The 13,669-nt window shown below is 64.2% G+C and carries 7 protein-coding genes and 1 riboswitch; of the genes, 4 read left to right on the forward strand and 3 right to left on the reverse strand.

Annotated elements, in window-relative coordinates:
• Positions 1–31: 31 nt before the first annotated feature.
• Positions 32–1,237 (reverse strand): EAL domain-containing protein, encoded by a 1,206-nt coding sequence (locus NK214_RS10110; RefSeq protein ID WP_253314386.1) that lies wholly within the window; start codon positions 1,235–1,237, stop codon positions 32–34.
• 311 nt (positions 1,238–1,548) lie between these two features.
• Between NK214_RS10110 and NK214_RS10115 the strand changes: the two genes are divergently transcribed.
• The 4 genes from NK214_RS10115 (at position 1,549) to NK214_RS10130 (ending at position 6,971) form a co-directional block, all read left to right on the forward strand.
• On the forward strand, positions 1,549–3,135 hold the full coding sequence (locus NK214_RS10115) for a PAS domain-containing methyl-accepting chemotaxis protein (protein WP_253314387.1): 1,587 nt from the start codon (positions 1,549–1,551) through the stop codon (positions 3,133–3,135).
• Positions 3,136–3,686: 551 nt separating this feature from the next.
• Positions 3,687–3,860: riboswitch (M-box (ykoK) riboswitch) on the forward strand.
• An 82-nt stretch (positions 3,861–3,942) separates the two neighbouring features.
• On the forward strand, positions 3,943–4,965 hold the full coding sequence (locus tag NK214_RS10120) for a magnesium transporter (protein WP_227107802.1): 1,023 nt from the start codon (positions 3,943–3,945) through the stop codon (positions 4,963–4,965).
• A gap of 212 nt (positions 4,966–5,177) precedes the next feature.
• A complete protein-coding gene (locus NK214_RS10125) occupies positions 5,178–5,765 on the forward strand; it encodes a hypothetical protein (protein ID WP_253314388.1) in 588 nt (195 codons plus the stop codon).
• 345 nt (positions 5,766–6,110) lie between these two features.
• A complete protein-coding gene (locus NK214_RS10130; protein WP_253314389.1) occupies positions 6,111–6,971 on the forward strand; it encodes a hypothetical protein in 861 nt (286 codons plus the stop codon).
• A gap of 69 nt (positions 6,972–7,040) precedes the next feature.
• Here NK214_RS10130 and NK214_RS10135 read toward each other — a convergent pair whose 3' ends face one another.
• The gene (locus tag NK214_RS10135; protein ID WP_253314390.1) at positions 7,041–9,899 is read right to left on the reverse strand and encodes an adenosylcobalamin-dependent ribonucleoside-diphosphate reductase; all 2,859 of its coding nucleotides are present in this window, start codon (positions 9,897–9,899) and stop codon (positions 7,041–7,043) included.
• A 241-nt stretch (positions 9,900–10,140) separates the two neighbouring features.
• The gene (locus tag NK214_RS10140; RefSeq protein WP_253314391.1) at positions 10,141–13,464 is read right to left on the reverse strand and encodes a DUF748 domain-containing protein; all 3,324 of its coding nucleotides are present in this window, start codon (positions 13,462–13,464) and stop codon (positions 10,141–10,143) included.
• Positions 13,465–13,669: the final 205 nt, after the last annotated feature.

Here is a 13,669-nt window from a genome sequence, read left to right on the forward strand (position 1 = left end):
ACGGTCCGCGGGCCGGCTTTGAGCCCTGCGCTCAAGCCTGCCCGCGCCGGCGCAGATAATCGGGCACTTCGTCGGCCGGCATCGGCCAGCCCAGCAGATAGCCCTGCACATAGTCCACGCCCAGCCTCAGCATCAACTGTAAATCCGCCTCTTCGCCTATGCCTTCGGCCACCACCTGGATATTGCGGTCCTTGGCCAGCCGGATGGTGGATTCCAGAATCTCCCGCGCCACGCTGTCGTCAGCGGCCCCGGCCACCAGCGAACGGTCTATCTTGATCGCGCTCACCGGCAGTTCGCGCAGATACTCCAGGCCGCTGTAGCCGCAGCCCACATCGTCCAAGGACACGCGGAAACCGGCCATGCGCAGCCGTATCACATTTTCCAGCGCCTGATAGATGTTTTTCAGCCGCTGGGTTTCGGTCAGTTCCAGCGTCAACAGGGCCGGCGCCATGCCCAGTTCCTCCGCCGCCTCGGCCAGGCTGGACGGCAAATCCGGGTTGCAGAACTGGCTGGCGGTGAGATTGATCGAGACCCTCAGGCCGGACAGCGCCACTTGTCCGCTCCAACGGCGATAGTCCTCCACCGCCGCGCGGAAAATGACGAAGAACAAGTCTTCGTCCAGACCGTAGTGCTCCAGACCGGGCAAGAACGCCGAGGGCTCCAGCAAGCCCCGCTCCGGGTGACGCCAGCGCGCCAACGCCTCCACCCCCGCCACCCTCAGCCGGGCGGAATCGGCCTGCGGCTGATACCAGGGCAGGATTTCGCCGCACCGCAATGCCCGCTCCAGCTCCTGACGGTCGAAATCCGACGACGCCCCGTCCCATGCCGGCCGGCGCGCCACCGTTTCCCACAGCTTGCATAGCTGTTCCATGGACAAGGGCGTGTTCAGGCTGCCTATCACCGGCAGATTGTGAAACGCGGCCACGCGGTAAGCGCCCATCAGCATGTCCTTGGACAGCGAGCTGTTGAACACGATGGGCGGCACCGCCGGCAGGCCGGACAGATGCCGCAACAGCAGGATGCCGTCCATCCCCGGCATATTGAGGTCGCTGATCATCAAGTCGTAGCGATGTCGCTGCAAACGCTCGAGCGCGTCGGCGCCGTCGCGCGCCTCGTCGATGCGGTCGATGCCCACTTGGCGCAAAGCCTGGCTCAGCGCGCAACGCTGCAAATCGTGATCGTCCACGATCAAAACCCGCATCGGCGCCGGGCCGGGTTTGGCGGTTATCGGTTCCATGGCATGTTCTCTGTCCCTTTCAGAGCGCTATTTTCCTTAGCCGGCCCAAGTGTAAGGAATAGGAAGATGCTGAATTTGCCGGTGAATTTCCAGATATGGTTTTTTCCGCTCTTATCAAAATCGCATCAAACTTTGCCGCATGAGAGCGCGTTTTTGTTCTATATCACCATTGGAGACCGCCAAGATGAAATCCCAGTCCAATCAAGCAAATAGCGCGAAAAACGACGGCCACAGCCCGGATTGACCCAAATTGAATGAGCGCGTCCGGCGCCCGCGTCGTATACCGGCAACGTCAAGCAGGAGGCCCGGCAATGAGAAGCAATCTTCCCGTGGATGGCACCGAGGTGTTTTTGCTGCCCCACCGCCCCATCGTCACCAAGACCAACCTGAAAGGCCAGATCACTTACGCCAACCGCGCCTTCATCGATATCAGCGGTTTCAGCGAAGAAGAATTGATCGGGCAGCCGCACAATATCGTCCGCCATCCGGACATGCCTCAGGCCGCCTTCGACGATCTCTGGAGCACCATCAAGACCGGCCGCCCCTGGAAGGGCCTGGTCAAGAACCGCACCAAGCAAGGACATTTCTATTGGGTGGAGGCCTATGTCACGCCCATCTGCGAGGGCGGCCAGCCGGTGGGTTATATGTCGGTGCGCAGCGCCCCGTCCAAACAGCAGACCGCCGACGCCGAGCAGCTTTACGCCCGCGTCCGCGAACGGAGTCAGGCGTTTCCGGACACCCGCCACGCCGCCCCGCCGACGACGGCCTCGCTATTACTGTGCGCGCAATTGCCCGCCGCGGCGCTGATCCTGGCCGGCGCCGCCGCGGACGGCGCCTTGCGTCTGACGCTGCTGACGCTGGCGGCGGTCTGGGCCTTGGCGGCCTCCTACCTGGCCGGGCGTTGGCTGGCGCGGCCGATAGACGCGGCGCGGCGCGCGCTGATGCGGCTGGCCGAAGGCGACTTCAGCGCCCAGATTCCCCCCTCCGGCCCGCGCGAGCCGCGCGCGGTGCTGGAAGAGATGGAAACCCTGCGCATCCACCTGCGCGCCATCCTGGCCGACGTGGTCGCCGGCGCAGAGGACGTCAGCGAAGCCGCCACCGCCACCCACGCCGAAGCCGAATCGCTGAACGCCCGCGGCGAATCCACGCTGGAAGGCATCACCCGGGTGGCGGCCGCCTTGCAGCAGCTGTCGGTGTCGGTGAACGAGATTTCGCAATCCACCCGCACCGGGGCCGAGTTCGCCGACCAGGCCACCGAACTGGCCAGCCAGGGCGAGGCTCAGATGAGCGACACCCGCCAGGCTGCCCAGGCCGTGGTCAGCGAGGTGTCCTGCACCCGCGACATCATCATCAAGCTGGAGCAATCGGTGGAATCGATCAACACCGTCACCGGCGTGATCAAGGACATCGCCAACCAGACCAATCTATTGGCGCTGAACGCGGCGATAGAAGCCGCGCGCGCCGGCGAACAGGGCCGCGGCTTCGCCGTGGTGGCGGACGAAGTGCGCAAGCTGGCGGAACGCACCGCCGGCAACACGCTGGAGATAGAACAATCGGTATCCTTCCTGCGCGAACGCTCGCAAGAGGCGCTGGAGGAAGTGAAGGCCGCGGTGAACAAGGTCCATACCGCCGAGGAAACCATACAAGCGGCGGCCGAGGGCCTGGAGGCGATCCGCAACGCCAACGAGAAAGTGGCGGAGTCCTCCTCCAGCGTGGCCAATATGCTGCAGCAGCAATCGTCCGCCTCCACCGAAGTGGCCCAGAGCATGGAAACCATGAGCACGCTGACCGAACAGAACAGCCACAGCATCGCCGCCACCCTGCAAGTGGCGCAGAAGCTGCACACCACCGCCAGCGATCTGCGCCGCCTGGTCAGCCAATTCGAAAAACATATGTGAGCGGCATCCATCCTGCGGCCGTATGGCATGTTTGCGAAAAATATTCATGCAAACGAGTTTTATTACACAAACTGTGAAAAATTACGGAACTACTTGATAACCATTCTTTCATAACCGTTATTCGTCGCGGCTCTACTGCACTGCACCATGACACCGGTCGCGACGAAGACGGCGCAGGCAGGCGGCGCATGCCGCCCGCCCGCGCTCCCGAAACCCCAATCGCAAGCCAAGCTTAAGGAGGTCGCCGTCCAATAACATCGCGCCTAACGCGACGCACCGCCGCTAGAGCGGCGTCGAGTCCGGCGCCGGAATCGCCCGGCCACGCGCCCGGCCTTCCATTCAGAGCCGTGAACATGATCTCGCCCAAGCCGCACGCGGCTCCCGGGCAAGGAATCAAGCGGTTCTCAGAGTCCGTTCAAAGTCCGTCGAGCAAAGCGAGACAAGGCGAGGATAGTTGAAGATGCGAATGCGCCTACGGCGCGCGAGCATTCTGAACACCCAGTCACCGCGTCCCGCCTTACAAACGCGGACAATTGAATAGGCTCTCAGATGCAGTGTCTCGTTCGGCGAGGCTCCTATGCAAACACAGGTCACTGATCTGACGACGTCGAGAGACGCCCAAGGTTAGGACAGGCTTTATCGGATTAAGGTATAGCCCAAAGTGACTTCCCGCATGCAGTCGGGATACGTTGCATAGTGCCAAAACTTAGACGCGGAGATAGCTTTTCTGCACTCTCTCTTCTGGTTTACGCCCCCATTGTGACAACTGTTTGTGGTTATAAAACAGCTAACGGGGAATACCTCAAAATGTCTTTTGCAAGCATCACCCTGCCTACCGCTCAGGCAAACGAAGTCAATCTGAAAGAAACCGTCGCCTCCTACATGAGCGACTCGCTGATCACCCTCAGCCGCGACATGAAAGTCAGCGAAGCGCGCGAGCACATGCTCAAACAGCTGCGCGACGAAGACATTCCCGCCCAGATTTTCGTCATCGACGGCAGCCGCTTCCTGCACGGTCAACTCTCGGTCAAGCGCCTGCTGACCGAAACCGACCTGACGCTGCCGGTTTCCGCACTGATGGGCCCCACCGCTTTTGTCGTCGAGCCTAACCAACAGCGCCGCGATATCGTGCCGGAGCTGATAGACAAGGGCGTGGACCTCGCGCCCGTGGTCAGCGGCGGCAAGCTGCTGGGCGCTCTGTACGAAAAGGAAATCGCCGCGCTGATCCGCGACGAAGGCACCGACGACGCGCAACGCCAGGGCGCCAGCCTGCCGCTGGAGACCTCCTACCTGGAAAGCTCCCCGTGGAGCTTGTGGAAAAAGCGCCTGCCCTGGCTGCTGCTGCTGTTCTTCGCGGAAGCCTACACCAGCACCATCCTGCAAGTGTTCGAAGAGCAGTTGGAAGCCGCCATCGCCTTGGCCTTCTTCATCCCGCTGCTGATCGGCACCGGCGGCAACAGCGGCACCCAGATCACCTCCACTCTGGTGCGCGCGATGGCGATGGGCGAAGTCAGCCTGCGCAATATCGGCACGGTGCTGCGCAAAGAGGTGACCACTTCCTTCATGATTGCGCTGGCCATCGGCGTGGTGGCCTGGATACGGGCCTGGATGCTGGGCGTGGGCGACGAAGTGGCCTTGGTGGTGTGTCTGACCCTGATCGCCATCACCATCTGGAGCGCCATCGTGTCCTCCATCATCCCGATGCTGCTGAAGAAAATGCGCATCGACCCGGCCGTGGTGTCGGCGCCTTTCATCGCCACCTTCATCGACGGCACCGGTCTGGTGATTTACTTCAATATCGCCATGCTGGTGATTTCCGACCTGGCCTAAAGCCCGCTCAAGGTCTCGCGGACCTCCGCGAGACCAAACAGCATCGCGCAAACGACTCAAGTCCGGGGACAGCCTACGCCTGTCCCTGCCTCCAGCTTGATCGCAAGGCAGAGCGCGCCAAGCCCCATCAAAATCGAGCGGCCATGCCGGCGCCTGCCGGCGCGCCGCCACCGGCAATATTGCAAGGAGTTACCCGATGAAAAACCATCCCGATGAAAAACCATACGGTAACGAATCATCAGGATGGCCTCAGCCCCGCCGCCGCTAGCTGCCACACGCTGCTTGGCAACTTGAGCAAGCAGACCGCGCCGAAGCTGAAATCGGACAAGGCGACCCGCCCGGCCGACGAGTGGCAATCCGCCAGCGTGCTTCTGGACCTCCCTCAAACCAATGCCGCCCTATTCCACACGCTGTTGATGGGCATGCTGGCGATGGATGACGCGCAGGCGCTGCAAACCGTGTATCCCTCCCTCAAATGCCTAGGGCCGCAGCCTTGCCCCAGTCCCGCAATGAGCTGTATCAGCCCCATCCAAACCGAACACCCCATGACAGCCGACAAAGACTACCCCTTGGGCTTTGCGGTGCGTGCCCATGACGGTCATGGAGCAGCCATCGCCTATGCCGCGCATGAAATGCGCGACATTCATGGCGGCATGCGCTTGAAATCGACTATCGCGCTGCCTGGAGCCCTTCCCTGTTCGCGGCTGCAAGGACACCTGGATCACTTTGCCGCTGAATTTGGCCATTGGCACGCGGCGGTGATGTCCGGCGGCAGCACCTGGGCGGGTTTGCTCTTATAAGCGCCGATTCACAACACAACCGACGCTGCCTTGCCCGACGCGCCGCGCCGCCTGCGCTGGCGCGTCGGCGCGCCTGGCCTTGGGGCAGCCCTCGCCGCGCAAGCCAAAAGCGAAAGAGGCCATGCGCGCGCACGGCGATAGACACTCCGCTTCCCGCCCCATGTTTTCACGAAACGCAAGCCCCTTTGAACAGGCGCTAAGGCCAGTCCTCCTCCCTTGGTTTTTATCACATCATCGCCACATTGTTTTTGCCCAGAAGTCATGCTAATGTCCTGATAAATTTAAATAATCAAGACATACGCCGGCACCTCATTTCATCGCAACGCCACTTAAACGGCCTCTTTCATGACCCATTCAAACCGTAAACGCTTCGCCGCCGCGCTGGCGCTGGCCGCGGCGCTGCCGCTGGCGGCCCACGCCGAAACCTTCGACCTGGGCGCCATTCTCAAGGACGGCATCAAGAAGGCGCTGCAAAAAGACCCCGCCGCGGACGGCGCCGCCGCCCCGATGGCTCCCGGCGTCTACGACGGCTCCGACAAACAGTTCGAGCGCACGCTGACCATCCGTCCCAACGGCAAGTTCGAACTGGAAGTCATGCAAAAAGGCAAACCCGGCCAACTGCGCTCCGGCTCCGGCAGCGGACAGTTGCAGGCCAACGGCGGACAGTGGCGCTATAGCGAAGGCATCTGCACGATGAACGTCCTGCCCCAGACCTCCGCGGTGCAAGTGCAGGTGGAGCGGTGCGCCAGCGCCTTCGGCGACGTGCCCTTCGACGGCGTTTATCGTCTGAGTAAAGCGGCCGGCGGCGCCCAGGCCGGCGGCGGCAAGAACAAGGCCTTGGCGGCGCAGCTGAGCTGCCACAATCTCAACCTCAGCGAAAACGGCGTCGCCAAACTGCTGGCCGCCGCCGCCGGCACCGCGCCCAATCAGGTATGGGAACATGAGCTGGCCTTGCCGGGAGGTTATGACTACGGCGGCCTGCCTATCCGCTCCGTGCAGCTGTCCGAAGTGGACGGCGGTTTCCTGGCGCTGTTCGTGGACGGCGACGCCGCCGCCATCAAGAGCGCGATCAAGAAAGCCCAGCGCAAGAGCAGCAGCGCGGCGATGTTGAGCAAGGTGGGGGAAAGCTATCCCTTCCCGGGCAAACCCAACGGCCTGCCCTATGTGCAGTGCCGCAGCAAGGCGGTTCAAAACGGGCTGTATTGACGCTGGCCCCAAACGACAATGGCCCCGGCAAACGCCGGGGCCATTGCATTTAGTCGACCCGTTTAAAGCTCAACCGCAAGCGCCGACGTGGCCGCAGGCGGTGCAGAACTCGCAGCCGTCTTTCTTGATCAGCGCGTGGTTGCCGCATTCCGGGCAGGGTTTGCCCGGCACCTGTTTCAAGGCGGCGCTGGCTTCCGGGCTGAACAGATCGCTCTGCTCCGGCACCATCACCCCCATTTCCTCCAGCGGCACGCCTTCCTCGGTCAGCACGCCCAGCATCGCGTAGCGGTGGATGATCAGCTGCGCCAGATAGGCGACGGTGGACGGCCAGCTCTGCGATTTTTCCACGCCGGGGATGCGGGCGAAGAAATCGCCCTGCGGCTCGGCGTAGCTCAGCAGCTTGCGCAGCTTGAGGCCGATCCAGGCCGGATCTATCACCCGCATGTCCAGGCTCAGCATTTTGCACAGGCCGTCCAGCTCGCGCGGGTAGGCGCCGGCCAGCCACATCGAATACGGCCGGCGCTGGCCGTTGGGCAGCACCAGTTCCTTGATGAAGAGCACGAAGTCGTCGCCGGTTTGCGGGTTGCTGACGTCCACCGACCAGCTCATGGTGCCGTCGGTGCCCGATTTGGGCTCCTTGCGCGCAAACAGCGCGTCCATCACCGGCGTCGGCTCGTTCTGGTCCGCCGGCAGCGCGCCCAGTTGCTCGACGCGGTGGCGCACCACCTGGCCCAAGGCCGCCGAGGCTGAGGTGGCGTAGACGGTGCGCTCGCCCAGATCGAACACATAGCGCTTGTCGCCGTTGGTGTGCGACAGCGCGTCCAGCTTGGCCGCCAGCCAACCGTGATCGCGGCAGCGCATGTCCATGGACAGAGTCTTGGCCACCGCGCCCAGGCCGCGCTGTTCTTCCGTGGCGTTGACCCAGCATTCGAACGGCGACACCCGGCCGTTCTCCACATGGCCCACCACCACGGCGAAATCGCCGGCGTCGCCTTCCACCATGAAGGTCCACGACGGGTTGCCTTCCTTCAGCTTGGGCCGGTTCGGCCATTTCAGGCTGGATAGCGCCGGCGTCGGCGCGGTGTTGAGCACCACGCGGCGGTCCGGGTCGCCGTCGCCGCTGCCGGACAGGTCCTGCGGCGTGGCGGCGCTGGGCTTGGCCGGCTCCACCGACAGCACCGAACCCAGCACATTATTGGGCCGGTAGGTGGTGATGCCCTTCAGGCCGGCGCGCCAGGCTTCCAGGTAGAGGCTTTCGAAATCGTCGAAGGGGTAATCGCCGGGCACGTTCACCGTCTTGGAAATGGCGGTGTCGATATAGGGCGCCACCGCCGCCACCATGCGCATATGGTCCAGCGCGCTCATTTCCAGCGCGGAAACGAAGTAGTCCGGCAAGGCGTTGGTGTCGCCGCCCTGCATCCGGTAAACGCGGTAGGCGTGGTCTTCCACCAGGTATTCCTGCTGGCTGCCGTCGGCCATGCGCTTCTTGCGGGTGTAGAACCAGGAGAACGGCGGCTCGATGCCGTTGGAGGCGTTGTCGGCGAAGGCCAGCGAAATGGTGCCGGTGGGCGCGATGGACAACAGGTGCGAGTTGCGGATGCCGTGCTTGCGGATGCGCGCCTTGATCGCCTCCGGCAGCCGGCTGGCGCAATGCGGCGCGGCCAGGTAGGCGTCGGCGTCGAACAGCGGGAAGCCGCCCTTCTCGATGGCGAGATCCACCGAGGCGTCGTAGGCGGCGTCGCGCATCGCCTCGGAAATGCGGCTGGCGAAGCGGCGGCCCTCCTCGCTGTCATAGCGTATTTTCAGCATGATCAACGCGTCGCCCAGGCCGGTGAAGCCGAGACCGACGCGGCGCTTGGCCTGCGCCTCGCGTTGCTGCTCTTCCAGCGGCCACACCGTCAGGTCCAACACATTGTCCAGCATGCGCACCGACATGCGCACCACTTTCTCGAAGCTCTTGAAGTCGAAGCTGGGCTTGTCGCCAAAGGGCTGACGCACGTGGCGGCACAGATTGATAGAGCCCAGGTCGCAGCAGCCGTAATCCGGCAGCGGCTGCTCGCCGCAGGGGTTGGTGGACTCGATCACCTCGCAATAGGACAGATTGTTGTCCTGATTGATGCGGGTCATGAACAGCACGCCCGGCTCCGCGTGATCGTAGGTGGAGGCCATGATCTGCCGCCACAGCTCGCGCGCCGGCACCGTGCGGTAGACCCACAGGCCGTCCGCGCGCTGATAACTGTCGGGGAAAGCGTTGGACGACGGCTCCACCGCGTGGGTCAGCTCCCAGGCGGCGTCCGCCTCCACCGCGCGCATGAAGTCGTCGGAGACGCCCACCGAGATATTGAAATTGCGCAGATCGCCCTGGTCCTTGGCGTGGATGAAGTCCTCCACGTCCGGGTGGGAAATGTCCAGCACCCCCATCTGCGCGCCGCGGCGCGCGCCGGCGGACTCCACCGTTTCGCAGCTGCGGTCGAACACCCGCATATAGGACACCGGGCCGGACGCGCGGCTATTGGTGCCCTTGACCCGCGCGCCCTTGGGACGGATGCGCGAGAAGTTGTAGCCGACGCCGCCGCCGCGGCGCATGGTTTCCGCCGCCTGCAGCAAGGCCTCGTAAATGCCCACCTTGCCGTTTTCGGTTTCGGACACCGAATCGCCCACCGGCTGCACAAAGCAATTGATCAAGGTGGCGCGCAGATCGGTGCCGGCGGCGGAATTGATGCGGCCGCCGGGAATGAAGCCGTTTTCCAGCGCCTGATAGAACAACGGCTCGAAACGAGCCGGCTCGCTTTCCAGCGCCGCCAGCGCCTTGGCCACGCGCAGGCGCACTTCGCCCACGCTTTGCTCGCCGTTCTTGGCGTATTTTTCCAACAGCACCTCGCGGGAGATGTCCTGCTCGGTCATGGCGGCGATGTTTTCCTGCTTCATGGTTCCCGGTTCCTCTTGAATTGCGGCCTGCGGCGGCCAGGGCGGCCCCCTTCCAGCATGCAATGGACCGTGTGGGCCGCAAAAGGTTTCAACACGTCCGATACGCAATATCTGGAAAAGAAAAACGGCGTATTACACTATATGTAGTTACGCCGTTCGTTGACACATATCAAGCGCTATTCCACGCCGCCGCCGCTTTTCCCGCTTGTCATGGGTAAAAACACGACGCGCGGCCGCCGCCTCACGGCGTCTTCAGCTTCACCTCCAGCGGCACCCCGTCGCGGCCGGCGGAGACCTTGACCGGCTCGCCCAGCTGGATGCGCTCCTGCAAGGCCGGATCGGTCTTGAGCATGGCCGCGCGCGCGTTGGCGGCGCGTTGCTTGGCCAGTTGCTGCAGGCTGGCGTCGGTGATGCTCTGCGCGGCGATCAACTCGTCCCGCAGCAGCTTGCCCAAGGCCGCGCCGGACGGCCCGCCCGGCTTCAGCGTGTGGCCCAGCAGCTTGAAGCGGCCGATCTGCTTGCCGTACACCGATTTGACCGCGGACAGGATTTCCTCGTCCTGCATGTCCGGCAGCGGCAGCGGCTCGCCGGCGCCCAGCTGGTGGCCGGCGGCGGCGAAGATCGCCAGATCGGTTTGCGCGCGCGCCATTTCCTTGCGGTCCGCGTCGGCGTTGTAACCGCCGCTGATGGACAGCATCAGCTTGGGACGCTTGACCATCAGCCCGGCCACCTTGACCAGCTTCTCCCGCTCCGGCGGCGTCACATTGGCCTCGCCGGCCACGAAGCGGATATCGTCGAAGCCCTCGCCGCCCAGCAAGGCGCCCAGCGCGCGGAACGGCGCGGTCACCACCTTGGTCACCACGTTGACGATGGCTTTCCAGATGATCTTGCCGTAGCTGAACTGCGGATCGTCCAGGCTGCCGGCCACCGGCAAGTCCAGGTCGATGCGCTTGTCGCTGTCCTCCAGAATGGCCACCGCCAGCCGCAGCGGCAGCCGCGGGCCCTTGTATTCGCTGTCCGGCAGCTCGTCGCCCAGTTGCAGGGAATCGATCACCACCCGGTTCTCGCCCTTGAGCTGGCGCTGCTCCAGCAGATAGCGCAGGTCCACCGACAAGCGTCCGTCCTTGACCTGCCAGCCGGCGAAGTTCATCGAATACGGGTTCAAGGTGCCCATGGAGATATTGCGGAAGGCCAGGGTGATGTCGGTGTTGTCCGTGGGCGCCAGCGGCGACAGCGCGCCGCGCACCTTGACGTCGCCGAACTGGTCCACGTCGCCGTCCAGCGTGATGTTGCCGCGCTGCTTGGCGCGGGTGGACAGGTTCTGGATGGAACCGCGCAGATTATGCATGTCGGACGCGAAGTCAGGCTTCATGCCGTGGTCGGCGAACTGCACCCGCCCGCCCTGCACATGGATGGACCTGACCTCCACCAAGGGCAGCGGCGCCGCCTTGGCCGACGGCGCCGGCGTCGCCGGCTTGCCGCCCTGGCCGGCGAACAGCCGGGTCAAATTGAGTTCGCGCTTTTCGTCCAGCACCAGCCGCGCCGCGGGCCCTTGCAGCCGCACATCGTTGATTGTCGCTTTCAGCGGCATGCCCTGAGCGCTGAGGCCGCGCACTTGCAGATCGCGCCACCCCAGCAAGGGCAGCTTCTCGCCCGGCTCGTACACCGCCAGCCGCGCCACGCCGGCGGAGCCGCCGACGCGCCAGCCGCGCGCGCCGACATCCAGATTCAGATCCGCGGACAACGCGCCGCCGCCGAAACGCAGCGAGGTTCCGCTCAAGGCGTACGGCGCCAGCGGCGCCAGCTGCACCCCGTCGGCGCGCAGCCTGCCCTTGAGCGCGCCGGCCGCGGCGTCGATATCGGCCTTGACCGCCAGCTTGCCGCCGTTGAGCCCGCCGGCCAGATCCAGCGCCAATTGCCGGCCGTCGTCCACCGCCACCGTGCCGCCCAGGCCGGACAGCGTCATGCTGGCCGGCTTGGACAGGCTGCGGTCGGTCCAGCGCAGCTGGCTGTCCTGCAAAGCCATTTCCGGGTAATCGAACTTCCAGGCCGGCGCGGCCTCGCCTTGCGCGCGCGCCGGGGCGGCGGCCGGTTTGGAACCGCCGGCCGGCTCGAACAAGCGGGCCAGATTGATCTGGCCGGCGCGGTCGCGCTCCACTTGCGCATCCAGGCCGCTCAAGCTCAGCTTGCCCGGCTCGATGCGACGGCCTTTTTGCGACAGCTGGCTGGACGCCAGCTCGGCGCTGGCCAGGCTCAAGACCGGCGCCGCGCCCTGCGCGCCCAGCTTCAGCTCGTCCAGCCGCGCCAGCAGGCCGGTCAATGCGAAGCCGTTGTCCGGCGACAAGGAGAAACGGCCGGACAGCAAAGGCAGCTTGGCCTCCAGCGCCAAGGGCTGGCGGAAACCCTGATCCGCGTAGCTCACGCGCCAATTGCGCAGCTTGATCGCTTCGATGTTCACCAGCCACGGCAGCGGCGCGGCCGCCGGCTGCGGCTTGGCGGCGGCCGGCGCGGCCGGAATCGCCTTCTGCCAGTCCACCGTTCCGTCGCGGTCGCGCCCGGCCATCGCCAGACCCTGGTCCAGTTCGATGGACTGCACTTTCAGCATTGAACGCGCAAGATCCAGCGCGCCGCCTTCGACGCGGACTTCCGGAATCGTCAGTTCGCTGCGGCCGCCCGGCGCCTTCAGCGCGAAGCGCAGCAGGCTGGCGCGGAACGGCGACACCGTCAGCTCCGGCGTCTTGCCGGACATTTCAAAATGGTAGCGCGCAGACACGGACAGCCGCCCTTCCGGCGCCGCGGTGTTGAAATGCGGCTGCACATAGGGCCAGACCGAGGCCAGCGGCAACTCCGCCATCTGCGCCTCGCCGTCCGACTTCAGCGGTTGCAGATTGATGCTGCCCTTCCAGTTGAAGCGGGTGCCGTCGGTCATGGCCGCCTGCATCGTATAACTGCCGTTTTCCGGCAGCGTGGACAGGTCCAGCAGCGACAGATTCAACGGCACCAGGGTGAAGCGCTCGTCGCCGCCCAGTTGATCGGACAACTGCGCCTGGCCCTTTCGGATGTTCAAGGCCTTGATCATCAGCCGCGGCAGCTTGTCCGATCCCCCTTCGGGCTTGGCCGGGCCGGCGGCGTCGGCGACGAAGCTGGCCCAGTTCCACTGCCCGGCGCGGTTGCGCGCCAGGGCCAGCCGCGGCTCTTCCAGGGAAAACTCCTGCGCCTGCCAGCGGCCGATCAAGAGCATGGACGGATCCAGGTTCAGATACGCCCGCTTCACCGCGAACAGCGGCCGGCCGTCGCCCTCGCTCAGCTTGAGATCCCTGACCTCCAGCGACATGTCCCAAGGCGTGATCCTCACCTCGCCCATGCTCAGCGTGCGGCCTATGCTCTTTGCCCACTTGGCCGCGGCGTCGCTGATCATGCCCGGCGCCAGCCAGCCCAGGAAGCCCCACAGCAGGGCCAGCAAGACGATGGGAACCGCCAGCCAGCGCAGCCAACGACGGCGCGGTTTAGACGCTGGCGGCTTGGAATCTGAAGCGGGAGTGATCTGTTCGGTATCGTTTTCCATATCGTCTAATTCTAATACTCATAAAGAGGTCTTAACAGTCCCCTGGGCAGATTTCCCTGTTGCCGCAAACCAACAACTGACCTGCATCCAATCAATAATCATTGCGAATGTCCACGCGCCGGGACTAGCATGCATTCGTTCAAAATATTGAACATTTCGAACCAAAAACGATCAATGCTTTCAAAGCGGCATTGTGCCGTATTAC

The organism is Chromobacterium sp. S0633 (assembly GCF_024158805.1).
Taxonomy (GTDB): Bacteria; Pseudomonadota; Gammaproteobacteria; order Burkholderiales; family Chromobacteriaceae; genus Chromobacterium.